This is a genomic window from Streptomyces sp. GL_148, assembly GCF_057834205.1.
On sequence record NZ_CM174396.1, the window covers coordinates 7,649,280 to 7,674,165 of the forward strand.

Consider the following 24,886-nt stretch of genomic DNA (forward strand, 5'->3'; position numbering starts at 1 on the left):
CCTGCACCGGGCCCGCCCGGAACCGTCCCGCCCGGACGGTGCGCCCAAGCACCCGGGTCATCCGGTGGGCGGGCGCGCGGGGCGGTGAACGGTCGAACGGCGCGCCGAACGGCCATTGGGGTGAGTGTGCGGCCGGGCGACGGAGCCGTTCCTTGACTTCAGGCGTCTCTTTCTATGGATTGACGGAAGATCAGATAGTCATACAAGTAGATCCAGTCAAGGAGAGCCGGGACAGATGACCGCGCGCACCCGCCACGCCCTCGCACTCCTGACCGCCGTGGTGCTGTCGGCCGTAGCCGGCTGCTCGGCCGGCGGGGACCCCGCACCGGCCCGCCTCGCCGGTGCCCCGTCCTCCGCTCAAGCGCCCCCGGGTGCTGCCGGATCGACGACGTCCCCCGCCACCGGCTCGAAGAAGGGCTTCACCCTCGTCGCGAGCGGCGACGTACTGCCCCACGGGTCGGTCATCCGGCAGGCGGCCTCCGACGCGGACGGCGACGGCCACGACTTCCGGCCGATGTTCTCCGCCGTCAAGCCGATCGTCTCGGCCGCCGACCTGGCCCTCTGCCACATGGAGACCATCTACGGGCCGGACGGCGGCCCGTTCACCGGCTACCCCGCCTTCCAGTCCCCGCTCCAGGTCGCCGACGGCCTCAAGGACGCCGGGTACGACGGCTGTTCCACGGCCTCGAACCACACCCTCGACGGCGGCGGCGCCGGTCTGAAGCGCACCCTCGACCGGTTCGACAAGGTCGGTCTGAAGCACGCGGGCTCGGCCCGCACGGCGGCCGAGGCGGGCACAGTGACGATGTACGCGGCGGGCTCCGCGAAGGTCGCGCACCTCGCGTACACCTACGACACCAACGGCTACCCGATGCCCGAGGGCCAGCCCTGGGCGGTGAACCTGATGGAGCAGGAGAAGATCATCGCGGACTCCCGGGCGGCCCGGAAGGCGGGCGCCGACGTCGTCCTCGTCAGCCTCCACTGGGGCACGGAATGGCAGACCGAACCGGACGAGAAGCAGCTCGCGCTAGGCAAGGCGCTGACCGCCTCGCAGACCGCCGGCCGTCCCGACGTGGACATGATCCTCGGCACGCACGCCCACATCCCGCAGGCGTACGAGAAGGTCAACGGCACCTGGATCGTCTACGGCATGGGCGACCAGGTCGCGGGCGAGATGTTCAACTACAGCGGCGCCCGCGACATGCGCGGCAACTACGGTTCCATCGGCCGCTTCACCTTCGCCCCGCCGGCCGCTCCCGGGCAGCGCTGGCAGGTCACCAAGGCCGAGTTCGTCCCCCAGATGATGGACCTCGCAGCGGGCCGGGTCGTCAACCTCCCGGCCGCGCTCGCCCAGTCGCCCGGCCGCGAGGACTACGAGAACGCCCGCGACGAGATCACCGAGGCCGTCCTCGGCCGCGGCGCGGCCAAGGACGGGCTGACGATGGCGAAGTAGGGCCGGGAGTACCTCGGCCCGGGAACGCCTCAGACCGCGGCGTTCGGTCCCTGGGCGGCTTTGAGGCCCTGCATCACGGTCAGTCTGCGCACGAAGAGGACGGCGAGCACGGCGGCCACGACGGTGGTCAGGTCTCCGACGGCGCCGAGGAGGGAGGCGTCGCGGAGCCCTTCGTGCGTCACCGTCTTCGCGTACTTCCATGAGGCGACCTTGCTGATGATCCAGCCGGCGATGAACGTGAGCCACCAGGCCACGACCGGGGCGCCCGAGACCTGGCGGTAGGACCCGTCAGGGGCGTGCTGCGTGCTGGCGTCCCAGGTCTCCCGCGCCGTCCGGTACGGGAGGAAGAGGTTCGCGATCGGGACGAACCACCCGCCGATCGCCCAGCCGGCGCTCTGACTGAAGCCGTCGGGGCGGAACACCTCGGCGTTGCAGCGCACCCGGTGGAACCAGATGATGAAGACCACGACCGTGCCCAGCGTCGTGGAGCTCTGGAGGAAGCCGACCAGAGCGTCGAGGCCGTCGATCGAGCCGAGGTTGTCGTAGTCGAGGCCCGCGGGATCGGCGATCAGCTGCTTCTGAACCTGCCATTTGTGCAGGTTGAAGCCGGTCGAGAGGAGATGGGCCACCGCTCCCACGATCAGCAGCACGGTCGCGGCCTTCGCCATCGCGTCCGGGGAGCGCAGGAGTTGGGCGGGCTGGGACGGCGGGTACGGATACGGGGACGGTGACGGAGCGGGCGTGCTCGAGGACATGACGAAGTACCCCCACGGGAACTGTGTGACGTGTGACAAGCAAACGGCGGACGGGCGGACGGGCGGCCCGGAGCCGCCTGAACATACGTCATGCCCGAGCCCGCCGTCTACGGCGTTCGGTTGCGTGGGTAAATCGGTGCCCCGGGGGTTGTGACCTGGTGGACCCTACTGCTCGCAGAGGTTAGGGAACCACGGTCACCGGCCAGCGCCCCGCCTTCACCAGACGGATCGCCACCGAGCCCACGATCCGGTGTCCGGCCTGCTCGGAGGCCCCGACCACCACCGCGTCCGCCATCAGCTCCTCCGCCGCGCTCACCAGCCCGGCGTACGCGTCCCCGCGGAAGGTGTGGAACTGCCAGCGGACGTCGTAGACGCCCTTCAGCCGCTCCGCGGACTCCCGGATCTCGGCCACCAGCTCCTGCGCGATCTCCTCGGTGGCCTCCGACACGGGAGCCCCCAGCGAGGCCCCGGCCGGCATCACCGGCTGGACGTACACCAGCGCCAACAGCGCGTTCTGCCGCCGCGCCAAGCCCGCCGCGTAGGCGGCCGCGCGGAGCGAGGACTGCGACCCGTCCACCCCGGCGAGGATCACCTTCGGACCGTCCGTACCGCGCTCGAATCCCGTACCCACGTGCTCCGTCACCCTTCCGAGGTTAGGCCGTCTCTTTCGGATCGGGCCGGGTCGGCTCACCGCGCGAAGGGGCGCGGCCCTCCTTACAGTGCGAACCATGAGTGCCACCGTGGAGGAGACGCGCGGGACGCGCGGCAGCCGCAGCCGCTTCCTGAACCGGGTGCCCGACGCCTTCGGAGCGTTCTTCGGAACGCTCGGGCTCTTCTGCGCCCTGCTGGCCCTCTCCCCGACGCTGCGCCGCCTGCTGCGGCCCATCGTGCGCTTCCTCGACGCCATCGTCGTACCGGTCAGCGCCAACCTCGCCTACGCCGTCTTCCTCTTCCTCCTCGCCGCGGCACTCGGCATGCGCAAGAAGGTCGCCTGGTGGATCGTCGTCACCTATTTGGCCCTCCTGGTCCTGGTCGACGTGCTGACCATCGCCGCCGAGGACTACGCGGTGGGTTTCTCCTCCATGGCCCTCGCGGTCGCCGCCCTCGCGATCCTGATCGCCGCGCGCAAGGAGTTCAACGCCGCCTCCCGGCCGGGGGCCCTGTGGCGGGCCATGCTCGTGCTCGGCCTCGGTCTCCTCGCGGCCGTCTTCCTCGGCTGGGGCCTGGTCGCGCTGTTCCCGGGAACCCTGCCCAAGGGGCAGTGGCTGGACTGGTCCGCCAAGCAGGTCTTCGGCGGGCTGTTCTCGGCCCGGCAGTTCGACGGCCACCCCGCCAGACCCCTCTACTTCCTGCTCGGCCTCTTCGGCGCCCTCGCCCTGCTGAACGCCGCCGCCACCCTCTTCCGCTCCCAGCGGCTGACCGCCGCCCTGCACGGGGACGAGGAGCCCCGCATCCGGGCGCTGCTGGGCGCCTACGGACGGGGCGACTCCCTGGGCTACTTCGCCACCCGGCGCGACAAGGCCGTCGTGTTCGCCCCGAACGGCAAGGCCGCCGTCACCTACCGGGTCGAGGCCGGCGTCTGCCTCGGCAGCGGCGACCCCGTCGGCGACCCGGCCGCGTGGACCCCCGCCATCGACGCCTGGCTCGCCGTCGCCCGTCGCTACGGCTGGCAGCCCGCCGTCATGGGCGCCTCCGAGGACGGGGCGACCGCGTACGCCCGCTCCGGGCTCGGCGCCCTGCAGCTCGGCGACGAGGCCATCCTGCACGTCGCCCACTTCGACCTCGACGGCCGCGACATGCGCGTCACCCGCCAGGCCGTCAACCGCGTCAAGCGCACCGGAGCGAGCACCGTCATCCGCCGCCACTCCGCCCTCTCCGAGGACGAGATGCAGATGATCGTGGACCGGGCCGACAAGTGGCGCGACACGGAGACCGAACGCGGCTTCTCCATGGCCCTCGACCGGCTCGGGGACTCCGCCGACGGGGACTGCCTGCTGGTGGAGGCCTTCGACGACAAGGGTGAGCTGATCGCCCTGCTCTCCTTCGTGCCCTGGGGCAAGGACGGCATCTCCCTCGACCTGATGCGCCGCGACCGGGCCGCCCCCAACGGGGTCATGGAGTTCATGGTCGCCGAGCTCTGCGCGGCCGCCCCGGGCCTGGGCGTGCGCCGCATCTCCCTCAACTTCGCCGTCTTCCGCTCCGCCTTCGAAGAGGGCGGCCGCATCGGCGCCGGTCCCGTCCTGAAGGTGTGGCGCAAGCTGCTGCTCTTCTTCTCCCGCTGGTGGCAGCTGGAGGCGCTGTACCGCTCGAACGTCAAGTACGGCCCCGAGTGGTACCCGCGGTTCCTCTGCTTCCAGGACGCCGGCTCGCTCGCCCGGGTCAGCCTCGCCTCCGGCATCGCCGAGGGGTTCGTCTCCGTGCCCAGCATGCGCACCCTCTGGGGCAACGGCCACCCGCGCGGGCTCACCGCCCCCGCCACCACGGCGGGCTTGCCGCCCATCGAATCCCTCGGGCTGGAATCCGTAGGGGAGCAGGACGGTGAGGCCGCGCGGGCCGAGCGGCAGCCCGAACAGGTCCGGGTGCGGCACGACAAGCTGGAGCGGATCCGGGCCGCCGGCACCGACCCGTACCCCGTGGGCATCCCGCAGCGCACCCACACCGTCGCCGAGCTCAAGGCCGCGCACCCCGGTTACCCGTCCGGCACCCGCACCGGCTCGCCGGTCACCGTCGCCGGACGCGTGATGGTCGTACGCGACCTCGGCGGCGTGGTGTTCGCGGTCCTGCGGGACTGGTCGGGCGACATCCAGCTGATGTTCACCCGGGACGAGGCGGGCGCCAGCGTGCTCGACACCTTCACCTCCCAGGTGGACTTCGGCGACCACGTCGTCGCGAGCGGCGAGGTCGGCGCCAGCAAGGCCGGCGAACTGTCCGTGGTCGTCGGCTCCTGGCAGCTCACCGGCAAGTGCCTGCGCCCGCTGCCCGACAAGCGCAAGGGCCTCGCCGACCCGGAGGCCAAGGTCCGCCAGCGCTACCTCGACCTGGTCGCCAGCCCCGACGCGCGCGACGTCGTACGGGCCCGCTCCAGCGCCGTCCAGGCCCTGCGGCAGGGGCTGCTGGACCGGGGCTACCTGGAGGTCGAGACCCCGATGCTCCAGCAGATCCACGGCGGGGCCAACGCCCGGCCGTTCCGCACCCACATCAACGCCTACGACCTCGACCTGTACCTGCGCATCGCGCCCGAGCTGTACCTGAAGCGGCTGTGCGTGGGCGGCATGGAGAAGGTCTTCGAGATGGGCCGCACCTTCCGCAACGAGGGCGTCTCCTACAAGCACAACCCCGAGTTCACGATGCTGGAGGCCTACCAGGCGTTCGCCGACTACGACGTGATGCTCGACCTGACCCGCGAGCTGATCCAGGGCGCCGCCACCGCCGCCTTCGGCTCGCCGATCGCGCACAAGGCCGGACCGGACGGGAAGCTCGTCGTCCACGACATCTCCGGGCCCTGGCCGGTCAAGACGATGTACGGGGCGATCAGCGAGGCACTGGGCGAGGAGGTCGACGCCGACACCGAGGAGGCTGTCCTGAGAAGGCATTGCGACCGGGCGGCCGTGCCGCACGCGCCCGACGACACGCGGGGCGACGTGGTCCTGGAGATGTACGAGCGGCTGGTGGAGGAGCGGACCAAGCTGCCCACCTTCTACAAGGACTTCCCGACCGACGTCTCCCCGCTCACCCGGCAGCACCGCAAGGACCCCAGGCTCGCGGAGCGCTGGGATCTGGTGGCCTTCGGCACCGAACTGGGCACCGCCTACTCGGAGCTGACCGACCCCGTCGAGCAGCGGCGCCGGCTGACCGCGCAGTCGCTGCTGGCGGCGGGCGGGGATCCGGAGGCGATGGAGCTCGACAACGACTTCCTGGACGCGCTGGAGTACGCGATGCCGCCGACCGGCGGGCTGGGCATCGGCGTCGACCGCCTCGTCATGTTCCTCACGGGTCTGACGATCCGGGAGACGCTGCCGTTCCCGCTGGTGCGGCGCGGCTGATCGGCGGGACTACTCCGGGCGGGTGAGCGCGCGGGGGCGTGTCCGCGCCTCTCGACATCTGCGACGATGTCGTTGATACGTAGTAGTAATGAAAAATGACGAGCCGACAGTAGGGCGACGCATGCTCCTGCGTTCCGCCGTCTTCCTCTCAGTCGCCGCCGCCGCAGGTCTGCTGGCGGGCGGCGAAACCGATCTGCCGACATCGGGCGCGGGGACCCCCGCGGCAGGCGCCGGACCAGGGGCGGTACCCGGCGGAGCCGCAGGGCCCGGACCCCTCACCGGAGCCCCCGGCGCACGGCCGCAGTTCCCGCGCGGATCCCCGTACCGGCTCGAGCCGATGACCTCCGAAGGGGCCCCGGAACGCGTGCCCGCGGCGAAGCCCGCCGTACGGACCCGGCCGATCCTGGAACTGCCCGCCCACGCGAGCACGGCGAGCGCCATGACCCTCACCTTCGACGACGGCCCCGACCCCCGCTACACCCCGGCCATCCTGGACACCCTCGCGCGCCACGGCGTCCGGGCCATGTTCTTCGTCTGCGGGGAGATGGCGGTGGACAACCAGGACCTGCTGCGCAGGATGGTGGCCGAGGGACACGTCATCGGCAACCACACCTGGACCCACCCCCTGATCCCCAAGCTGAGCCGGCCGGCCCTGGCCTCCGAGATCGGCCGCACGAGCGAGGTCGTCCAGCAGGCCGTCGGTACGGCTCCGCAGTGGTTCCGGGCGCCCTACGGGGCCTGGAACCGGGCCGCCTTCGAGATCGGCGCGGAGCTCGGCATGGAACCGCTCGCCTGGACCGTGGACACCCTGGACTGGAAGGAACCGGGCACCGCGACGATCGTGTCGAGGGTCCTCAAGCAGGCCGCACCCGGGGTGATCGTGCTGAACCACGACGCGGGCGGCAACCGCTCGCAGAGCGTGCAGGCGCTGGCGAGCTACCTGCCGCACCTGCTCGGGCGGGGATTCAGGATGACGCTGCCGGAGCTGCCGCCGCGCTGAGGGCCGTACCCCGCAGGGGGCCGTATCCCGCGCGGCGGCGTCGTCGTCCGCCGCCGCGCGGGCCGGTCAGCGGGCCTCCACCATCCGCGCGAACACGACGACGTTGCCGTCGTAGCCGCGGCCCTTCGAGTAGCCGCCGCCGCAGGTGATCACCCGGAGCTCCGGGTGTCCGGTGTCCCCGTAGACCCGGGATCCGGGGAAGGTGTTCTTGGAGAAGACCTCCACGCCGTACACCTCGAACACGGCCGTGCGGCCGTCGTAGCGCGCCACCTCGATGCGGCTGCCCTTCTGGACCGAGCCCAGTCCGTAGAAGACCGCGGGGCCCTGCGCGTTGTCCACGTGGCCCACGATCACCGCCGAACCCCGCTGGCCCGGCGAGATGCCGTTGAGGTACCAGCCGGCCAGGTTCTTGTCCTGCGGGGGCGGCGCGTCGATCCAGCCCTGCGCGTCCAGCCCGACCGTCATCACCGGTGCGTCCACGCTGATCGACGGGATCCGGACGCGCTGGACCGACGAGTGGCCCAGCACCTCCATGTCCGGCGGCGGCACGGGCGGCTCGCCGGGCGCCTGGTGGGCCTCCGGCCCGACCGCCGTCCCGGCCGGTGCGCTGACCGCCGCGGCGGCGGCCGGCTGCGGGGGTCCGTCGCCGGCCTCGGCTCCGTTGCGCATCATGGCGAGGCCGGTGAGCATGACCAGCGCGATCGCACCCCAGGGGGAGCGCCTCCTCGGTGGCCTCTCACTCTCGTCCTCGAGCATGGTTCTCCCTTCCCGACGCGGGGGTCCCGACCCGCGTTCCTGTCCCACCCCTTCACGCCCTACTTCACGCACGCTAAGGCGGTGCGTGCGGGACGGCGATCGGGGAAGGGCGAACGGGTGGTGGGGCCGGAAGGGGTGCGCCCATCCAGGTAATCGTCACATAAATGCCTGACGGGTCGTGACCTGCGGATCCGTCAGCGAACGCGTCCGCGCATCGGCGTGTCGCTCAACCTTGCGGCCCAAAGGCGGAAATGCGCTGGTTGCGGACCGGACCGAGGGTTCGTGATGGGAGGCGTTCTCGTCGATCTGCCCGGGCCACCGCTCCGGGGCGCTTCCCGCTGGAGGTTCCACCATGCGTGTTCTCCGCGCCCTTACCGTGACCGCGGCGGCCACTTGCGCCGCCATCGCCCTCAGTGCCCCCTTCGCCTCCGCGAACCCTGCGGGCGGTCCGCCCTCGGGAGGAAACGGCGGGCCCAGCAATGTCACGGTCAACCCGTACTCCGTGCACCAGGGCTCCACGATGCAGGTCAGCGCGGCCGGCTGCGGCCACGGCGGCATCGTCTTCTCCCACGGCAACTTTCCGCAGACGAACCTGTCGGCCGGCTCCATCGGCTTCGCGACCGTCCGGATCTTCAACCACGCCTCGCCCGGACACCACACGCTGTCGGTCAAGTGCCACGACAACAGCCTGGTCGCCACGCACCGCTTCACGATCCTGGACGGCCGCGGCGCCCAGGGCGGCATCGGCGGCTCCCTCGGCCCGTCCACCACCGAGACCGCCATCGGCGCGAGCCTCGTCGGCGCGGCGGCCCTCGGTGCCGGTGCCCACGTGATGCGCCGTCGGCGCCCGATCCGCGGCCGGGCCTGACCGGCCGACCTCCCCGGTCGGCCCGGACAACCGCCGGTCGCCCCGTGTCCTGGCCAGGACACGGGGCGACCGGCGTTTTGGGGGAGATGGAGCTCTCGTGGGGATCGCGTTGGATCGGGCTGGGGGGCAGACAGGCCCGTGGTGCAGCGTGGTCAGTGGATGCGGCGGATGTCGCGTCGGCGCAGGGCGTAGCCGAGGCCGACGAGCCCGCCGAGGACGAGCCCCGCGCCGGCGCCGAGCTTCAGGGGATCGAGCCCGGCCACACTGCCGCCTAGGCCGCCGCGGACGCCGAGGGCGGCGCCGCGCGAAGCGCCCGTACCGGTGCCGGCGCTGGTGCCCGTACTCGTACCGGTGGCCGCGCTCGCGCTCGCGGTCCTACGGGCGCCGACGGTGGAACTGGTCGTGGGCCTGCCGGTGCCGCCGGTGATGGTGAGGTCGGCCGAGCCGGTCTCGCCCGCGCAGGTGAAGGAGACGGAGTACTGGGCTCCGCGCCGCGCGTCCCGGTCCACGGTGACCCGTGCGGTCTTGCCCCGGTCGATGCTCACGGTGTCGAAGACGCCGGAGGAGACGGTGGCGAAGGCGGCGTTGCAGCCGGTGACGGACAGCACCACCTGGCCGCCGGGGGCGACCGTCGAGGGGGTGATGGCGAAACCGAAGGAGGTGATGGGTGCGGCCTCGGCCGCACGCGCGGCGGGCGCGGCCGCCGCGCCGAAGAGCAGGAGGGCGCCCGCCGCGGCGGCGCCCAACAGGGCTGAAGGGGAGGTGCGTATCGCGCCCATGGTGGATTCTCCGGATCCCCGAGGAGCAGCCGCGGAACGGTTTCCGCACGTGGGGGGTCGTGCGCCTCGATGTCCGCCACGCTAGGTCCGGGCGCGGTCACCCGCGATCAGGAACGGGCAAATGGGGCATGGCGGTAGGCCGAACCGGGGACGGGAGGCCCGTCCCCGGTTTACCGTCCCCGGGTTGCCGGGCCCGGCCGGCGAGACGCCGTGTCAGCCGCCGAGGCCCAGATGTGGGAACTGGGAGAGGAACGGTTCGGCGGTGGCGGCGATGCCCCGGCCGAAGGGGGCGTCGAAGTCCCAGATGAGGAACAGCAGGAACGCGATCAGCGCGCTGAACAGCCCGGCCAGCAGCAGTTCCCGGAACGAGCGCCTGATCTGCAGGGTGAAGATCAGCCCCACCGTCACCAGGGCCCCGGCGATCAGGCCGAACCAGACCACCCCGGGCATGGTGGCCCCGGCGCCGAGGCCGCGGGCGTTGCGCGCGTCGTCGACCAAGGCGACCTGGTCCACGAGCGGCTGGTACGCCTGGCCCTCGTGGTCGGTCTGCGGTTCGTAGTCCGTCACATCGCGGCGGATGCGTTCCAACAGCTCCCCGCTGCGGTCCGTCAGCTCGCCGTTCTCGGCCATCACCTTCCATTCGGTGTCGACGACGTGGGTCACGTAGGCGTCCACGTCGGACCTGATCTTCTTGCGCACGTCGGCCGGGTAGACCTCGGAGCGGACGCTGATCTCGTGCAGGGCCTGCGCTTCCTGGCGCACGTATTCCTGGGCGGCCCCGCGGCCCTCCCAGACACCGGCGATCGCCAGGCCCAGCACGATCGCGTAGATCACGCCGATCATCATCGTCATGTACTCGATGACGTCAGGGGTCTCGCTGGGATCGTCGTCCTCACCGATCCGGCGCTGGTTGAAGAAGGCGATGGACAGCACCACGGCACACGCCGCGGCCATCGCGAGGGACAGGACGAGCCATTCCGACAAGATGACTCCCAATCGATTACGGGGTGGAATGCGGCGGCTCTAGCGCGGGCGCAGCGCGACGATCGCGAGCACCGCGGGGGCCGCGGTCATCAAGGTGAAGGTCACCGGTGAGATGTGGCGCTCGACCGGCTTGCGGGCCGCCGCGTGGTAGGCGGGGCGCGCGACCGGCTTCTTGGGCGCGGCCGCGGGGATCGCACGGGGCGGCGCGGGCGCCGGCGGCGCGGGTGGCTCCGCGACGGGTTTCGGGACCGGCTTCGGGACCGGTTTCGGGGCCGGGGGAGCGGGGGCCGGGCGCGCGGGGGGCGGGGCCGGTTCGGGGGGTTTCGGCACCGGCTTCGGAGCGGGCGGGGGCGGTGGAGGCGGCGGTGTCGGCGTCGGGGTGGGCGTCGGCTTCGGGGGTGGCGGCGGAGGGGGCGGGGTGGGCTTGGGAGGACACGGCGGTGGAGGCGGCGGCGGGCAGGGCGGATGCCCGTGGTGGCCGCCGTGACCGTGACCGTGACCGTGGCAGTGCCCGCCGTGGCCCTTGCCGTGGCCGGGGCCCTTGCCGTGCCCGGGGTTGCCGGGGTTGCCCGGTCCGCCCTGGTTGCCGCGATCGCCCCGGCCGCCCTGCTTGCCCTGGTTGCCGTGATCACCCCGGCGGCCCTGGTCGCCGTGACGTCCGCCACCTCGGGTACCCCCGGTCGCGCTGCCGAAGGCGGATAAGGCGGGCCGAACGGCGCTCGCCCCGTCGCCGACGTCGATCGTCGCGTATGCGCTGCTATCGGCCATGGCCGGTGTCGCGGACAGGGCCGCCCACAGGAGGACCGGGACTGCCAGCAGGCGCCTGGAAGAGGCTCTTTTCACCCGGGGATCATGGGGTCGCGCGCGCTCGCGCGCGGGAAGGTTGACCTTGGTTCGCCTGAACGGGTGAGGCTTTGGCTATGGAGGTTTGAGCCAGATCTGCATCGTGTCCGATCGTTCACCGACCTTTTCCCAAAAGGTATTTGTCGGTTTCGATCATTCCTTGGGCGTCGTCCGTCCGGTCTTTGGCGTGTGACGAAGAACGGATCGCCAATTTCCGCTTTCGCTCGCTCCGTTGGGCAATGATCAGTACATTCGGCTCGGACAGGAGTCCGATCCGCCCGGACCGCTGCAGGACTAAGGCTTGGAGACCCCGATGGAGCGCCCCTCCTGGGCCCCGCCAGGCATCGACATATCGGTGCCGAGCGTGTCCCGTATCTACGATTACTACCTGGGCGGCTCCCACAATTTCGAGGTCGACAGGCAGGCGGCCCGTCGGGCCATGGAATTCATGCCGGGCCTGCCCAAGATCATGCAGGCCAACCGGGCATTCATGCGCCGTGCCGTCCGGTACGCCGTCGCCGAGGGCGTGACGCAGTTCCTCGACATCGGCTCCGGCATCCCGACCTTCGGCAACGTCCACGAGATCGCCCAGGCCGCCAGCCCCGAGGCGCGCGTGGTCTACGTCGACCACGACCCGGTGGCCGTCGCCCACAGCCAGGCCGTCCTGGCCGGCAGCGAGCGGACCGGGGTCGTCGCCGCCGACCTGCGCAAGCCCCAGGACATCCTGGCCGCTCCCGAGGTCGCCCAGGGGCTCGACCTCAGCCGCCCGGTCGCCCTGATGCTGGTCGCCGTCCTGCACTTCCTGGAGGACGCGGACGAGCCCTACGCCGCCGTCGCCCAACTGCGCGACGCGCTGGCCCCGGGCAGCCTGCTGATCCTCACGCACGCCTCGTACGAGGGGATCCCGCTCTCGGAGGAGGCCGCGAGCGGAACCGTCGGCGTCTACCGCGAGATCCGCAACCCGCTCGTCATGCGCGACGGGGAGCAGATCCGGCGCTTCTTCGACGGCTTCGGCCTGATCGAGCCCGGCCTGGTGTCCATGCCCGACTGGCGGCCCGACACGACCGGCGGGACGGAGGGCGGGACCGTGGACGAAGACCCCTACGCCTTCTCGGGCTTCGCGGGTGTGGGACGCAAGGCGTGAGACTGCCGACGCAGACGGCGGACGACCCGGCCGCGCCGCAGGGCGGTCTGGAGGACCGGATCGGGCGGTTCGCGACCATCTGGGGGAGGGCGATCTTCCCGGTCACCGCGACCTCGCTCACCCGGGGCGAGTTCGAACGCCACCTCGTACCCCTCACCCGCACCCTCGTCGAGGCCCTGCGCGCCCGCCCCTTCGACTCCTCCGTCGGCCAGCGGGTCGGGGAGGAGCTCGTCGCCGTCCACTGCACCGACCCGGAGGCACTGGCCGGCACGCTCGGAGTCGTCGAGTCCTACCTGGTGCTGTACTGCGGTCCGGACGGCCCCGACGCCGAGAGCGTCGAGGGAACCGAGGAGTACCGGTCGCGCTGCGCCCGGCTCCAGCACGGCATCGCGGCCGGGTTCGCCCGCGCCCTGCGCGAGCGCACCCTCAAGGAGCAGGAGGCCATCGCCCGCTCCGCCCTGACCGCCCGCGCCGACGCCCAGCAGGCGCTGCACGCCAGCGAGGCCCGCTTCCGGGCGGTCTTCGAGGGCGCGGCCATCGGGATCGGCATCGCCGATCTGGAGGGCAACGTCCTGGAGATCAACGACGCGCTGCTCCAGATGTTCGGCGGCATGGACGGCCACGTCCGGGGCCGCAACGTCAGCGAGTGGAGCCACCCCGACGACACCCCGCACGTCTGGCGGATGTACGGGGAGCTCGTGCGCGGCGAACGCGAGAGCTACCGCGTCGAGAAGCCGTACTACCGGCACGACGGGACCGTGCTGTGGACCAATCTGACGGTCTCGCTGCTGCGCGACGCCGAGGGCGTGCCGCAGTACCAGCTGGCCCTGATGGAGGACACCACCGAGCGCCGGCTGCTGAACCTGCGCCTGCGCTACGAGGCCACCCACGACGCCCTGACCGGCCTGCCGAACCGGACCCTCTTCTTCGAACGCCTGGAGAAGGCCCTGGGCGGCTCCGGCGGCGCCCGCTTCGGCCTGTGCTACCTCGACCTCGACGGCTTCAAGGCGGTCAACGACAGCCTCGGCCACTCGGCCGGCGACCGGCTGCTGGTGGAGGTCGCCGACCGGCTGCAAAGCTGCGCGACCGGACCGGGCGAGGTGGTCGCCCGGCTCGGCGGCGACGAGTTCGTGGCGCTGACCACCGGCCCCGACACCGAGGAGAAGTCCACCGAACTCGCCGTCCGGATCCTGTCCGCCCTCTCCGTCCCGATCCGGCTGGAGGGCCGTGAGCTGACGGTCCGGGGCAGCATCGGCATCGTCGAGGGCCCGGCCCGCGAGCGCACCCCCGCGGAGGTGCTGCGCAGCGCCGACATCACCATGTACCGGGCCAAGGCGGCCGGCGGCAACCGGTTCGAGTTCGCCGACGCCGCTGCCGACGCACGCGCCATCACCCGGCACGGCCTGACCAACGCCCTCCCGGCGGCGTTGGAACGCGGCGAGTTCTTCATCGAGTACCAGCCGCTGGTCCACATGCACGACGGCAGCGTGCACGGCGCCGAGGCGCTGGTGCGCTGGTCACACCCGCAGCACGGGGTGCTCGGCCCGGACCGGTTCATTCCGCTCGCCGAACGCACCGGGCTGATCGTGCCGCTCGGCCGCTGGGTCCTGGAGGAGTCCGTCCGCCAGGCCCGCGCCTGGCAGCACCAGAAGGGCGGCGCCACCCTGCGGATCAACGTCAACCTGTCGCCGACCCAGCTGCACCACCCCGGCCTGGTCGCCGACACGATCCGGGTCCTGGAGTCCTCGGGCCTGTCTCCGGGCACGCTGTGCCTGGAGGTCACCGAGTCGGCCCTGATCGGCGCCGACGACGAACTCCTCGAGCCACTGCGCCGGCTCGCCGCCCTGGGCGTGGACATCGCCCTCGACGACTTCGGCACCGGCTACTCGAACCTGGCCAACCTGCGCCGCCTGCCCGTCAGCGTGCTGAAACTGGACCGCTCCTTCACCAAGGGCATGCAGCAGCAACCGGCCAACCCGGTCGACGTCAAGATCGTGGAGGGCATCGTCGCCTTGGCCCACAGCCTCGAACTCGCCGTCACCGTCGAGGGCGTGGAGACAGGCGCCCAGGCCGCCCAGCTCCGAGCCCTCGGCTGCGATACGGCCCAGGGCTGGTACTACGCCCGCCCGGGCGCCGCCGACCGCATCCACACCCTGTCCCTGGCGGACGCGGTCCCCAGCCCCACCCTCTGAGCACCGGCCGGGCCGGCCGGGGTCAGTCCAGGCCCGCCTCCGTCCCCCGGCCCGGCTCGCGGACGGCAGCCACCACCCGCTCGTAGCGCCGTGCCGTGTCGGCCAGTACCTCGGCGGCCACCGGAAGCCGCTCGGCCTGGTAGGCGTCGAGCGCCTCCTCCCCGGCCGCCCCGGAGAGGACGGCGGCCAGCGTCCGGCCGAGGGCGGCGGCGTCCTGGATGCCGGTGTTCATACCCAGTCCGCCGGCTATGGGGTGGACGTGCGCCGCGTCCCCGGCGAGGAAGGCCCGGCCTTCGCGTATCCGGGGTGCCATGCGGACGTTGACCCGCCAGGAGGAGAGCCAGGTGGGCTCGGTGAGCCGTATCCCCGGCATCCGGGCGTGCCGGTCGAAGAGCCGCTGGAAGCTCTCCAGGGACGGCGGCAGCGCGCCGCCGCTCGCGTCCGTTTCGGGGGCGGCCTGCAGCTGGAACGTGTCCGTCCCCGGCATCGGGCAGAGCAGGATCCCGCCCCCGTCCGACGTGAACCACTGGTGCCAGAACGCGCGGCTGAGCCCCGGCGCCCTGACATCCCCGAGCACCATCGCCGGTTCCTTCTCCCCGCTCCCCTCGAAGGGGATAGCGAGGAGTCCGCGGGTGGTGCTGTGCCCGCCGTCGCACCCCGCCAGATAGCCGGCCCGGATCACGGTGCCGTCCTCCAGCCGCGCGCGGACGCCGTCCGCGTCCTGGGTGATTCCGGCGAGCCGGGACCCGTACTCGACACGCACGCCCAGCTCGGCCAGCCGGTCGCGCAGGGTCTCCTCCACCTGCCACTGCCCGATGAGCAGGCCGCCGCCGACGGCGGTGTCCTTCACGGGCTCTCCGTCGAAGTACTTGCGCAGCACCACGCCTTCGCGTCCCTTGCCCCTCAAGGAGTCGGCCGCGCCGAGCTCCTCGAGGAATTCGAGGCTGTCCGGCCGGAGGCCCTTGCCCCGGGACTCGCGGTGCGGTCCCAAGCGGCCTTCGACGATCCGCACCGCGATGCCGCGGCGGGCCAGGTCGCAGGCGAGCGTGAGCCCGGTCGGGCCGGAGCCGACGATCAGCACGTCCGCGCCATCCGCTGCACCCACTGCATCCCGTACGTCCATTGCGTCCATCGCGTCCATCGCGTCAGTCATGAGAGGTCCCCCTCGTCGTCGGTGGTTCAAGGAAAGCGGCTCCCGCCAGAAAATGCAACCCGGTTACAAAGCTAACCGGGTCACTCATTCGTGTTAGGCTGGCCCCATGGAGAACACGAAGGGTCTGCGCGAGAACAAGAAGCTCCGTACGCGCCAACAGCTGGCGGCCACGGCGCTGGAACTCTTCCTGGAGCGGGGCTTCGACGCCGTCTCGGTGGCCGATGTCGCGGCCGCCGCCGAGGTCTCCAAGCCCACGCTGTTCCGCTATTTCCAGAGCAAGGAGGACCTGGTCCTCGACCGCTTCGCCGACCATCAGGACGAGGCGGCGCGCATCGTGCGCGACCGGGCTGCGGGACAGACCCCGGTGGCGGCCGTGCGCACCCACTTCCTGGCGGCGCTCGCCGAGCGGGACCCGATCACCGGGCTCTGTGACCACCCGAACGTGCTCGCCTTCGAGCGGCTGCTCTACGGCACCGCCAGCCTGGAGTCCCGGCTGGCCCACTACACCGCCCGCGAGGTGGAGTTGCTCGGTGCGGTCCTGGAGGCCGAGGCGGTCGACCCGCTCACCGCCCGCCTGGCGGCCGGATACCTGGTGGCGGCCCGTCAGGAGCTCGGCCGGGAGAACTGGCGCCGCATCGAAGCAGGCCAGAGCGCCGACGAGGCCCACCCCGCGGCCGTGGCCGACGCGGAGCGCGCCTTCGCCCTCCTGTCAGGCGGCCTCGACCGGGCGCTGCCCGTCCGCCGGTCCTGACGTCGGGTGGCTGAGCTCCCTCAGCCCAGCAGGATGCGCTTCAGCTCCCGGGCCGCCCGCGGGGGCGCCACGTCCGTGCGGTGGGCCAGGGCGATCGTGCGGCGCAGGGGGGAGCCCGCCAGGGGGGTGGCGCGGAGGCCCGAGCCCGCGTGGTCGACCACCATCGCCGGGACCACCGCGATGCCGAGCCCCGCGCGGACGAAGCCCAGTACCGCGTCCATCTCGCCGCCCTCCACCGTGAACACCGGCTCGAAGCCCTCCGCCCGGCAGGCCGCCACCGTCAGGTCCCGCAGGTCGTAGCCGTGCCGGAACATCACCATCGGCTCGTCGCGCAGCGCGGACACCGTGAGCGAACCACCGCCCGCCGGAGGCGGGAGGGCCGCCGAGGAGACCACCACCAGGTCCTCCGTCAGCAGCTCCACCGTGGTCAGCGCCGGAGCCGAGGGGGGCAGCGGCAGGGCGATCAGCGCGAGGTCCAGGGAGCCGCGCGCGAGCTCCCGTACGAGGTCCAGCGAACCGCTCTCCTCGATCAGCAGCTCGATCCCCGGATGGGCGGCGTGGAAGGCGCGGAGCACGCCCGGCAGCAGGCCGGTGCACAGGCTCGGGGTGGCGCCCAGCCGGATCCGGCCGCGCCGGAGCTGCGCCAGCTCCTGCACCTCCAGCCGCGCCGTGTCCGCGTCGGCGAGGATCCGCCGGGCCAGCGGCAGCAGGGTCTCGCCGGCATCGGTGAGCGTGATGTTCCCGCGCGCCCGGCTGAAGAGCTCGGCGCCCAGCTCCCGTTCCAGCGCCTTGATCTGTTGCGACAGGGAAGGCTGGGCCACGTGTTCGCGCTCCGCCGCACGCGTGAAGTGCCGGGTCTCGGCCACGGCGACGAAGTAGACCAGCTGCTGAAACTGCATGTCCCCAGGCTAGCGCCTACATAGCCTGAGCCTATCGACTTCAGCTCTGCCATGTCTTGGACCTTTCGGGACCTTCGTCCTTACCGTCACTGTCATGGCTCTGGCAACGCGGACGGATCGACGGCCGTCCACCACGCGCACGCTCTGGGACTCCTCCGTCGGCAAGAAGTCCGTGATGGCCGTCTCCGGCCTGATCATGCTCGGCTACCTCGTCGTGCACATGCTCGGCAACCTCAAGATCTTCTTCGGGGCGGAGGAATTCAACGGTTACGCGCACTGGCTCCGCACGCTCGGCTCGCCCTTCCTGCACCACGAGTGGGCCCTGTGGATCGTCCGCGTGGCCCTCCTCGCGGCCGTCGTCGCGCACGGGGTCTGTGCGTACCAGCTCAGCCGCCGCGACATCAAGGCGCGGCCGGTGAAGTACGCACACAAGCGCCGCCGCGCGAGCTACGCCACCCGCACCATGCGCTGGGGCGGCATCATCCTCGCCCTCTTCATCGTCTGGCACCTGCTCGACCTCACCACGCTGACCGTGAACGAGCGGGCCTGGGCCGGGCATCCGTACGAGAACGTCCTCGCCACCTTCTCCACCTGGTACGGGAACACCATCTACCTCGTGGCGATGGCCGCCCTCGGACTGCACGTCCGCCACGGCTTCTGGAGCGCCGCCCAGACCCTGGGTGCGGGCAACGCCCGGCGGGACAGGACGCTGAAGTTCCTGGCCAACGCCCTCGCCCTCGTCCTCTTCGCGGGCTTCGTGTCCGTGCCCGTCGCCGTCATGACCGGAGTGGTGAGCTGACCATGAGCGAGAACACGAGCATGAGCGCTGGTGCAAGCGAGGCCGTGCACTACGCCGATTACACCACCGGGGACCCGATCGCCGACGAGAAGGCCCCCGAAGGCCCCATCGCCGAACGCTGGGACCGCCGCCGCTTCGAGGCCAAGCTCGTCAACCCGGCCAACCGGCGCGGGCACACCGTCATCGTCGTCGGCACCGGCCTGGCCGGCGGCGCCGCCGGCGCCACCCTCGCCGAACAGGGCTACCACGTCGTCCAGTTCTGCTTCTCCGACTCCCCGCGCCGCGCCCACTCCATCGCCGCCCAGGGCGGCATCAACGCGGCCAAGAACTACCGCAACGACGGCGACTCCGTGCACCGCCTCTTCTACGACACCGTCAAGGGCGGCGACTTCCGCGCCCGCGAGTCCAACGTCCACCGCCTCGCCCAGATCTCCGTCGAGATCATCGACCAGTGCGTGGCCCAGGGCGTCCCCTTCGCCCGCGAGTACGGCGGCCTCCTCGACACCCGCTCCTTCGGCGGCGTCCAGGTCTCCCGCACCTTCTACGCCCGCGGCCAGACCGGGCAGCAGCTCCTGCTCGGCGCCTATCAGGCGCTCTCGCGGCAGATCGCCGCCGGCAACGTCGAGATGCACGCCCGCACCGAGATGCTCGACCTGATCACCGTCGACGGCGTGGCCCGCGGCATCGTCGCCCGGGACCTGGTCACCGGAAAGATCGACACCTACTACGCGGACGCCGTCGTGCTCGCGAGCGGTGGCTACGGCAACGTCTTCTACCTCTCCACCAACGCCATGAACTCCAACGCGACCGCCGTCTGGCGGGCCCACCGGCGCGGCGCGTACTTCGCCAACCCCTGCTTCACCCAGATCCACCCCACCTGCATCCCGCGGACCGGCGACCACCAGTCCAAACTCACCCTGATGAGCGAGTCCCTGCGCAACGACGGCCGCATCTGGGTCCCCAAGGCCAAGGGCGACACCCGCCCCGCCGCCGACATCCCGGAAGCCGAACGCGACTACTACCTGGAGCGGATCTACCCCTCCTTCGGCAACCTCGTGCCCCGCGACATCGCCTCCCGCGCCGCCAAGAACGTCTGCGACGAGGGCCGCGGCGTCGGCCCCGGCGGCCAGGGCGTCTACCTCGACTTCGCGGACGCCATCCGCCGCATGGGCAAGGAGAAGGTCGCCGAGAAGTACGGCAACCTCTTCGACATGTACGAGCGGATCACCGCGGAGAACCCGTACGAGGTCCCCATGCGGATCTACCCCGCCGTGCACTACACGATGGGCGGGCTGTGGGTCGACTACGACCTCCAGACCACCGTTCCCGGCCTGTTCGCGATCGGCGAGGCCAACTTCTCCGACCACGGAGCCAACCGCCTCGGCGCCTCCGCCCTCATGCAGGGCCTCGGCGACGGCTACTTCGTGCTCCCCTCCACCATCAACGACTACCTGGCCCGCCGCCACACCGAGGCCGCAACAGGCACCGTCGACGACACCCACCCCGAGGCCGCGGCCGCCGTCCGCGAGACCCGCGACTGCCTCGCCAAGCTGCTCGCCGTCGACGGGGACCGCACGCCCGACTCCTTCCACCGGGAGATCGGCGAACTGATGTGGGAGTACTGCGGGATGGCCCGCACCGAAGAGGGCCTGCGCAAGGCCCTCGCCCGGATCCCCGAGATCCGCGAGGAGTTCTGGCGGCGGATCAAGGTGCCGGGCAGCGGCGAGGAGTTCAACCAGTCGCTGGAGAAGGCCAACCGCATCGTCGACTACCTGGAGCTCGCCGAGCTGATGTGCCTCGACGCCCTCCACCGCGCCGAATCCTGCGGCGGCCACTTCCGCGAGGAGTCCCAGACCCCGGACGGCGAAGCCGCCCGCCGCGACGAGGAGTTCGGGTACGCGGCCGCCTGGCAGTACACCGGAACCGGCGCCGCGCCCGTCCTGCACAAGGAAGACCTCGTCTTCGAGTACGTCCACCCCACCCAGCGGAGCTACGCATGAAGCTCACCCTGCGCGTCTGGCGCCAGAAGAACGCCGACGCCCCCGGCGCGATGGCCTCGTACGAGGTCGACGGCATCTCGGAGGGCATGTCCTTCCTCGAAATGCTCGACACCCTCAACGAGGACCTCATCCTGAGCGGAGAGGACCCGGTCGCCTTCGACCACGACTGCCGCGAGGGCATCTGCGGCGCGTGCAGTCTCGTCATCAACGGCGACGCCCACGGGCCCGAGCGCACCACGACCTGCCAGCTCCACATGCGCTCCTTCGACGACGGCGACACCATCGACGTCGAACCCTGGCGTGCCTCGGCCTTCCCCGTCGTGAAGGACCTCGTCGTCGACCGCGGGGCACTCGACCGGGTCATCCAGGCCGGCGGTTACATCACCGCCCCGACCGGCGCCGCGCCCGAGGCGCACGCCACGGCCGTGGCCAAGCCCGACGCCGACTACGCCTTCGAGCACGCCGAGTGCATCGGCTGCGGGGCGTGCGTGGCGGCCTGCCCCAACGGTTCCGCGATGCTCTTCACCTCCGCCAAGGTCAACCACCTGAACGTGCTCCCGCAGGGCTCGCCGGAGCGCGAGACCCGGGTCCTGGACATGGTGGCCACGATGGACGCCGAGGGCTTCGGAGGGTGCACCCTGACCGGAGAGTGCGCCACGGCCTGCCCGAAGGGCATCCCGCTGCCGTCGATCGCCGCCATGAACAAGGAGTGGTTGCGGGCGGTCCGCCGAGGCCCCCGCTGACCTGTGGACTTCACTGGCACTCGTCCGGGGTCGCCGACGCCCGACCCCGACGATCCGCGCACGGCAACGACGTCTGCGCGCACGGCAACGACGCCTCCGGTCACGACCCCGACGCGTCCGCCGATCGGATGATCGCAGCGGCCCCCGTCGCGCCGTGACCGGTCGCCCTCCCGGGCATGGGTGACAGTGGGCGCATGCCTCAAGCCCCCGCCGGATCCGGCCCGCGCCGCCGTACCGTGCTGGCCGCCGCCCTCGCCCCGCTGGCGGCGGCCGGCTGCGCCGGGGAGGAGCGGCCTCCGGCGCCGCGCCCCGGCCCCGAGGCCGCCAAGGACGCGCTGGTCATGGTCATCCGGCACGCGGAGAAGCCGTACGCCGGGGACACCGGCGAGGACGACGACGGCAACGAGGACCCGGGGTTCCTCGCCGTCCGGGGCCGGCGCCGGGCCCAGGAACTGCCCAGTCTCTTCCCGCCGGCCCGGGGCGCCGCCCTGCCCCGGCCCGGGGCCGTCTTCGCGGCCGGCGGCAAGGCGGGAGCGCCCGCGCGGTGCCGCCAGACCGTCGAGACGCTCGCCACCGCGCTGGGTACGCCCGTCCGGGCGGAATTCGCCGTCGGAGCCGAGCCCGCCCTGGCCCGGGCGGTGCTCGCGGCCCGGATGCCCGTCCTGGTCTGCTGGGAGCACCAGGGGATGCCCCGCCTGATCCGGGGCCTCGGAGCGCAGGACGTGCTGGGCCTGCCGGCCGCCTGGCCGGACCGCTACGACCTGGTGTGGATGTTCACCCGCAGGCAGGGCGTCTGGACCTTCCGCGAGCTTCCGCAGCACCTGCTCCAGGGGGACGCGTAGCGATGGCGTACGGCCGCGCCGGGACGCCGCGAGGACCGCGCGGTACGGGCGTACTCTGAGAAGTGGACTCGGGGCAGTCGTGTGCCGGGAGGTCGACGATCATGTCTGGAATCGTGCGCAAGGGTTTCGATTCCGCCGATGAGACACGTCAGTTCGAGGGCGGCAAGGGCAGGCTCGATCTGGTCGACACCGACCACGGGCCTGTCGGGCGGGCCGTGTTCGAGCCCGGATGGAAGTGGTCGGAGCACATCAAGCCCATCGCGCAGACCGACAGTTGCGAGGCCGCCCACGTGGGCTACATCATCAGCGGCAAGATGAAGATCGTCATGGACGGCGGCGAGAGCGTCGAGGTGCAGTCCGGGGACTTCATCCAGGTCGACCCGGGCCACGACGCCTGGGTGCTCGGCGACGAGCAGTGCGTCGTCCTGGACTGGCAGGGCTACGGAGTCTTCGCCAAGCCGCCCGGCTCCTGAACTATCCCCGCACGGCGAGGGCCCGCGCCAGATAGGCCGCCGTACGGCTGCCCGTGGCGCGGGCCACCTCCGCGGGGGTGCCCGCGGCCACCACCCGGCCGCCGTCCCCGCCACCGCCGGGCCCCAGGTCGATGACCCAGTCGGCGCCCGCCACCACTGCCATGTCGTGCTCCACGACGACCACCGAATGTCCGGCGTCCACCAGGCCGTGCAACTGCCGCAGCAGCACCGTGACATCGGCCGGATGGAGCCCCGTCGTCGGCTCGTCCAGCAGGTACAGGGTGTGGTCGCGGCGCACGCGCTGGAGCTCCGTCGCCAGCTTGATGCGCTGCGCCTCGCCGCCCGACAGCTCGGTGGCGGGCTGCCCGAGCCGCAGGTACCCCAGGCCGATGTCCGACAGCGCCGCCAGGCTGCGCGCCGCAGCAGGGACCCCGGCGAAGAAGGAGGCCGCCGACTCCACCGTCAGGGCTAGCACCTCGGCGATGTTCAGCCCCGAGTAACGGACCTCCAGCGTCTCGGGGTTGTACCGGGCCCCGGCGCATTCCGGGCACGGTGCGTACGTACTGGGCAGGAACAGCAGCTCCACCGAGACGAAGCCCTCGCCCTGGCAGGACTCGCAGCGCCCGCCCGGCACGTTGAAGGAGAAGCGGCCCGCCTTCCAGCCGCGTGCCTTCGATTCCGGCGCCGACGTGAAGAGCCGGCGGACCACGTCGAACAGCCCCGTGTACGTGGCCAGGTTGGAGCGCGGGGTCCGGCCGATCGGCTTCTGGTCCACCTCCACCAGCCGCCGTACCGCGAACCCCGGCTCCGCCAGCCGTTCGTGGACCTCCCGCGAGAGCACCTGGCCCACCAGTGTGGACTTCCCGGACCCCGACACCCCGGTCACCGCCGTGAACACCCGAGCGGGAACTCGGCCGCCAGGTCGCGCAGGTTGTGCCGGTCGACACCGCTGAGCCGGACGGATCCGGTCGCCTTCCGCGCCGCCCCCGAGCGTGATTCCTGATCCGGAGGGGTCCCGAACAGGTGCCGGGCCGTCGCGGAGTCCGCCACCGCCGCCAGAGCCTGCGGCGGCCCGCTGTACAGCACCCGCCCGCCGTGCTCTCCGGCCAGCGGGCCGACGTCCACCAGCCAGTCCGCGTGCCGCACCACGTCCAGATCGTGCTCCACCACGAACACCGTGTTCCCGGCCTCCTTGAGCCGGTCCAGGACGCCGAGCAGCGCGTGCGTATCGGCCGGGTGCAGCCCCGCCGACGGCTCGTCCAGCACGTACACCACCCCGAACAGCCCCGAACGCAACTGCGTGGCCAGCCGCAGCCGTTGCAGCTCGCCCGCCGACAGGGTCGGGGCGCCGCGGTCCAGGCTCAGATACCCCAGCCCCAGCTCGGTGACCGGGCCGATCCGGGAGCGCAGGTCCTCGTTGAGCACGCGGGCCGCTTCGCCGCCGCCGCGCGCGGTGGCCAGTACCCCGTCCAGCTCCGTCAGCGCCAGCGCCGCCAGCTCCGCGATGGTGCGGCCCGCGAAGGTCACGGCCAGCGCCTCCGGACGCAGTCGCCTGCCCTCGCACACCGGGCACGGCGAATCGGTCAGGAACTTCTCGGCACGGGCCCGCAGGGTGAGGCTCTTGCTGTCGGCGAAGGTGCGCATCACGTACCGGTGGGCGCTCATGTACGTGCCCTGGTAGGGGCGCTGGATCCGGTCGGCCTCCCGTACCGGATGCACCGTCACCACCGGCTGCTCCTCCGTGAACAGGATCCACTCGCGGTCCGCCGCCGCGAGGTCCCGCCAGGGCGCGTCCACGTCGTGGCCGAGGGCCTCCAGGATGTCGCGCAGGTTCTTGCCCTGCCAGGCACCCGGCCAGGCGGCGATGGCGCCCTGACGGATCGACAACCCCTGGTCCGGGACGAGGAGTTCCTCGCTGGTGCGGTGCACGCGGCCGAGACCGTGACAGGAAGGACAGGCCCCGGCCGCGGTGTTGGGGGAGAAGGCGTCGGAGTCCAGTCGCTCGGCGCCCGGCGGGTAGGAGCCGGCCCGTGAGTACAGCATCCGCAGCGAGTTGGACAGCATGGTCACGGTCCCGACCGAGGACCGGGAGCCGGGGGAGGAGCGCCGCTGCTCCAGCGAGACGGCCGGCGGGAGCCCGGTGACGGAGTCGACCTTCGGCGCACCGATCTGGTGGATCAGGCGGCGGGCGTACGGGGCGACGGACTCGAAGTACCGGCGCTGGGCTTCGGCGAAGAGCGTGCCGAAGGCCAGCGAGCTCTTCCCGGAGCCGGAGACCCCGGTGAACACGGTCAGCGCGTCCCGCGGGATGTCCACGTCGACCCCGCGCAGATTGTGCTCCCTGGCGCCGCGGACGCGGACGTAGGGATCGTGGGCGTGCGGGGTGGCGGGCTGGTGCATTCGTCCTAG

The 24,886-nt window shown here is 71.9% G+C and carries 21 protein-coding genes and 1 pseudogene; 13 read left to right on the forward strand and 9 right to left on the reverse strand.

Annotated features, from left to right (window positions below; translation table 11 throughout):
• The first annotated feature begins 235 nt into the window (after positions 1-235).
• Positions 236-1,453 (forward strand): CapA family protein, encoded by a 1,218-nt coding sequence (locus AC3IYI_RS34575; protein ID WP_489407374.1) that lies wholly within the window; start codon positions 236-238, stop codon positions 1,451-1,453.
• A 29-nt stretch (positions 1,454-1,482) separates the two neighbouring features.
• Here the strand turns inward: AC3IYI_RS34575 and AC3IYI_RS34580 are convergent, their stop codons facing one another.
• Both AC3IYI_RS34580 and AC3IYI_RS34585 read right to left on the reverse strand, forming a co-directional pair.
• Positions 1,483-2,208, reverse strand: coding sequence for a DUF4328 domain-containing protein (locus AC3IYI_RS34580; RefSeq protein WP_489407375.1), 726 nt, complete (start codon positions 2,206-2,208; stop codon positions 1,483-1,485).
• Positions 2,209-2,389: 181 nt separating this feature from the next.
• Entirely contained in the window at positions 2,390-2,851 is a 462-nt protein-coding gene (locus AC3IYI_RS34585; RefSeq protein WP_489407376.1) for a universal stress protein, read from the reverse strand.
• Between the two features lie 85 nt (positions 2,852-2,936).
• On the opposite strand from AC3IYI_RS34585, the gene lysX reads away from it, so the two are divergent.
• The gene (gene lysX, locus AC3IYI_RS34590; protein ID WP_489407377.1) at positions 2,937-6,251 is read left to right on the forward strand and encodes a bifunctional lysylphosphatidylglycerol synthetase/lysine--tRNA ligase LysX; all 3,315 of its coding nucleotides are present in this window, start codon (positions 2,937-2,939) and stop codon (positions 6,249-6,251) included.
• 121 nt (positions 6,252-6,372) lie between these two features.
• Positions 6,373-7,251 carry a polysaccharide deacetylase family protein gene (locus tag AC3IYI_RS34595; protein WP_489407378.1) on the forward strand — a complete coding sequence of 293 codons (879 nt, stop codon included), beginning with the start codon at positions 6,373-6,375 and terminating at the stop codon, positions 7,249-7,251.
• Positions 7,252-7,317: 66 nt separating this feature from the next.
• Here the strand turns inward: AC3IYI_RS34595 and AC3IYI_RS34600 are convergent, their stop codons facing one another.
• Positions 7,318-8,007, reverse strand: a complete 690-nt coding sequence (locus tag AC3IYI_RS34600; RefSeq protein ID WP_489407379.1) for a class F sortase — start codon at positions 8,005-8,007, stop codon at positions 7,318-7,320.
• Between the two features lie 352 nt (positions 8,008-8,359).
• Between AC3IYI_RS34600 and AC3IYI_RS34605 the strand changes: the two genes are divergently transcribed.
• Entirely contained in the window at positions 8,360-8,875 is a 516-nt protein-coding gene (locus AC3IYI_RS34605; RefSeq protein ID WP_389432882.1) for a hypothetical protein, read from the forward strand.
• Between the two features lie 152 nt (positions 8,876-9,027).
• On the opposite strand, the gene AC3IYI_RS34610 is transcribed toward AC3IYI_RS34605, so the two are convergent.
• The 3 genes from AC3IYI_RS34610 to AC3IYI_RS34620 form a co-directional block, all read right to left on the reverse strand.
• The gene (locus AC3IYI_RS34610; RefSeq protein WP_489407380.1) at positions 9,028-9,654 is read right to left on the reverse strand and encodes a hypothetical protein; all 627 of its coding nucleotides are present in this window, start codon (positions 9,652-9,654) and stop codon (positions 9,028-9,030) included.
• A gap of 213 nt (positions 9,655-9,867) precedes the next feature.
• Positions 9,868-10,638: a bestrophin-like domain gene (locus AC3IYI_RS34615; protein WP_489407381.1), complete on the reverse strand. Its 771-nt coding sequence runs from the start codon at positions 10,636-10,638 to the stop codon at positions 9,868-9,870.
• Positions 10,639-10,677: 39 nt separating this feature from the next.
• Entirely contained in the window at positions 10,678-10,968 is a 291-nt protein-coding gene (locus tag AC3IYI_RS34620; RefSeq protein ID WP_489407382.1) for a hypothetical protein, read from the reverse strand.
• A gap of 153 nt (positions 10,969-11,121) precedes the next feature.
• Between AC3IYI_RS34620 and AC3IYI_RS34625 the strand changes: the two genes are divergently transcribed.
• The 3 genes from AC3IYI_RS34625 to AC3IYI_RS34635 all read left to right on the forward strand — a co-directional run bounded on the left by AC3IYI_RS34625 (position 11,122) and on the right by AC3IYI_RS34635 (position 14,817).
• Complete coding sequence (locus tag AC3IYI_RS34625) at positions 11,122-11,340, forward strand: hypothetical protein (protein WP_489407383.1); 219 nt, start codon at positions 11,122-11,124, stop codon at positions 11,338-11,340.
• Between the two features lie 454 nt (positions 11,341-11,794).
• Positions 11,795-12,625, forward strand: coding sequence for an SAM-dependent methyltransferase (locus tag AC3IYI_RS34630; protein WP_489411783.1), 831 nt, complete (start codon positions 11,795-11,797; stop codon positions 12,623-12,625).
• Entirely contained in the window at positions 12,622-14,817 is a 2,196-nt protein-coding gene (locus tag AC3IYI_RS34635; protein WP_489407384.1) for a putative bifunctional diguanylate cyclase/phosphodiesterase, read from the forward strand. The genes AC3IYI_RS34630 and AC3IYI_RS34635 overlap by 4 nt, the downstream gene beginning before the upstream one ends.
• 22 nt (positions 14,818-14,839) lie before the next feature.
• Here AC3IYI_RS34635 and AC3IYI_RS34640 read toward each other — a convergent pair whose 3' ends face one another.
• On the reverse strand, positions 14,840-15,970 hold the full coding sequence (locus AC3IYI_RS34640) for an FAD-dependent monooxygenase (protein WP_489407385.1): 1,131 nt from the start codon (positions 15,968-15,970) through the stop codon (positions 14,840-14,842).
• 106 nt (positions 15,971-16,076) lie between these two features.
• On the opposite strand from AC3IYI_RS34640, the gene AC3IYI_RS34645 reads away from it, so the two are divergent.
• Positions 16,077-16,721, forward strand: coding sequence for a TetR/AcrR family transcriptional regulator (locus AC3IYI_RS34645; protein ID WP_489407386.1), 645 nt, complete (start codon positions 16,077-16,079; stop codon positions 16,719-16,721).
• A 20-nt stretch (positions 16,722-16,741) separates the two neighbouring features.
• Here the strand turns inward: AC3IYI_RS34645 and AC3IYI_RS34650 are convergent, their stop codons facing one another.
• Positions 16,742-17,620, reverse strand: a complete 879-nt coding sequence (locus AC3IYI_RS34650; protein ID WP_489407387.1) for a LysR family transcriptional regulator — start codon at positions 17,618-17,620, stop codon at positions 16,742-16,744.
• Positions 17,621-17,714: 94 nt separating this feature from the next.
• Here AC3IYI_RS34650 and AC3IYI_RS34655 point away from each other — a divergent pair, with 94 nt between their 5' ends.
• The 5 genes from AC3IYI_RS34655 (at position 17,715) to AC3IYI_RS34675 (ending at position 22,477) form a co-directional block, all read left to right on the forward strand.
• Positions 17,715-18,419: a succinate dehydrogenase cytochrome b subunit gene (locus AC3IYI_RS34655; RefSeq protein WP_383953475.1), complete on the forward strand. Its 705-nt coding sequence runs from the start codon at positions 17,715-17,717 to the stop codon at positions 18,417-18,419.
• Between the two features lie 20 nt (positions 18,420-18,439).
• Positions 18,440-20,419 carry a fumarate reductase/succinate dehydrogenase flavoprotein subunit gene (locus tag AC3IYI_RS34660; RefSeq protein ID WP_489407388.1) on the forward strand — a complete coding sequence of 660 codons (1,980 nt, stop codon included), beginning with the start codon at positions 18,440-18,442 and terminating at the stop codon, positions 20,417-20,419.
• A complete protein-coding gene (locus AC3IYI_RS34665) occupies positions 20,416-21,162 on the forward strand; it encodes a succinate dehydrogenase/fumarate reductase iron-sulfur subunit (protein ID WP_489407389.1) in 747 nt (248 codons plus the stop codon). The genes AC3IYI_RS34660 and AC3IYI_RS34665 overlap by 4 nt, the downstream gene beginning before the upstream one ends.
• 194 nt (positions 21,163-21,356) lie before the next feature.
• Positions 21,357-22,004 (forward strand): hypothetical protein, encoded by a 648-nt coding sequence (locus AC3IYI_RS34670; protein ID WP_489407390.1) that lies wholly within the window; start codon positions 21,357-21,359, stop codon positions 22,002-22,004.
• A 101-nt stretch (positions 22,005-22,105) separates the two neighbouring features.
• The gene (locus tag AC3IYI_RS34675; RefSeq protein ID WP_489407391.1) at positions 22,106-22,477 is read left to right on the forward strand and encodes a cupin domain-containing protein; all 372 of its coding nucleotides are present in this window, start codon (positions 22,106-22,108) and stop codon (positions 22,475-22,477) included.
• Position 22,478: 1 nt separating this feature from the next.
• Here AC3IYI_RS34675 and AC3IYI_RS34680 read toward each other — a convergent pair.
• Positions 22,479-24,877 (reverse strand): annotated as a pseudogene (locus AC3IYI_RS34680) (excinuclease ABC subunit UvrA).
• Positions 24,878-24,886 lie beyond the last annotated feature (9 nt).

Excerpts from the sequence above, each read along its gene's own strand:
- AC3IYI_RS34575 (WP_489407374.1), top strand. The coding sequence starts at position 236 with ATGACCGCGCGCACCCGCCACGCCCTCGCACTCCTGACCGCCGTGGTG.
- AC3IYI_RS34580 (WP_489407375.1), bottom strand. The coding sequence starts at position 2,208 with ATGTCCTCGAGCACGCCCGCTCCGTCACCGTCCCCGTATCCGTACCCG.
- lysX (WP_489407377.1), top strand. The coding sequence starts at position 2,937 with ATGAGTGCCACCGTGGAGGAGACGCGCGGGACGCGCGGCAGCCGCAGC.
- AC3IYI_RS34595 (WP_489407378.1), top strand. The coding sequence starts at position 6,373 with ATGCTCCTGCGTTCCGCCGTCTTCCTCTCAGTCGCCGCCGCCGCAGGT.
- AC3IYI_RS34600 (WP_489407379.1), bottom strand. The coding sequence starts at position 8,007 with ATGCTCGAGGACGAGAGTGAGAGGCCACCGAGGAGGCGCTCCCCCTGG.
- AC3IYI_RS34605 (WP_389432882.1), top strand. The coding sequence starts at position 8,360 with ATGCGTGTTCTCCGCGCCCTTACCGTGACCGCGGCGGCCACTTGCGCC.
- AC3IYI_RS34610 (WP_489407380.1), bottom strand. The coding sequence starts at position 9,654 with ATGGGCGCGATACGCACCTCCCCTTCAGCCCTGTTGGGCGCCGCCGCG.
- AC3IYI_RS34630 (WP_489411783.1), top strand. The coding sequence starts at position 11,795 with ATGGAGCGCCCCTCCTGGGCCCCGCCAGGCATCGACATATCGGTGCCG.
- AC3IYI_RS34640 (WP_489407385.1), bottom strand. The coding sequence starts at position 15,970 with ATGACTGACGCGATGGACGCGATGGACGCAATGGACGTACGGGATGCA.
- AC3IYI_RS34645 (WP_489407386.1), top strand. The coding sequence starts at position 16,077 with ATGGAGAACACGAAGGGTCTGCGCGAGAACAAGAAGCTCCGTACGCGC.
- AC3IYI_RS34650 (WP_489407387.1), bottom strand. The coding sequence starts at position 17,620 with ATGCAGTTTCAGCAGCTGGTCTACTTCGTCGCCGTGGCCGAGACCCGG.
- AC3IYI_RS34655 (WP_383953475.1), top strand. The coding sequence starts at position 17,715 with ATGGCTCTGGCAACGCGGACGGATCGACGGCCGTCCACCACGCGCACG.
- AC3IYI_RS34660 (WP_489407388.1), top strand. The coding sequence starts at position 18,440 with ATGAGCGCTGGTGCAAGCGAGGCCGTGCACTACGCCGATTACACCACC.
- AC3IYI_RS34665 (WP_489407389.1), top strand. The coding sequence starts at position 20,416 with ATGAAGCTCACCCTGCGCGTCTGGCGCCAGAAGAACGCCGACGCCCCC.
- AC3IYI_RS34670 (WP_489407390.1), top strand. The coding sequence starts at position 21,357 with ATGCCTCAAGCCCCCGCCGGATCCGGCCCGCGCCGCCGTACCGTGCTG.
- AC3IYI_RS34675 (WP_489407391.1), top strand. The coding sequence starts at position 22,106 with ATGTCTGGAATCGTGCGCAAGGGTTTCGATTCCGCCGATGAGACACGT.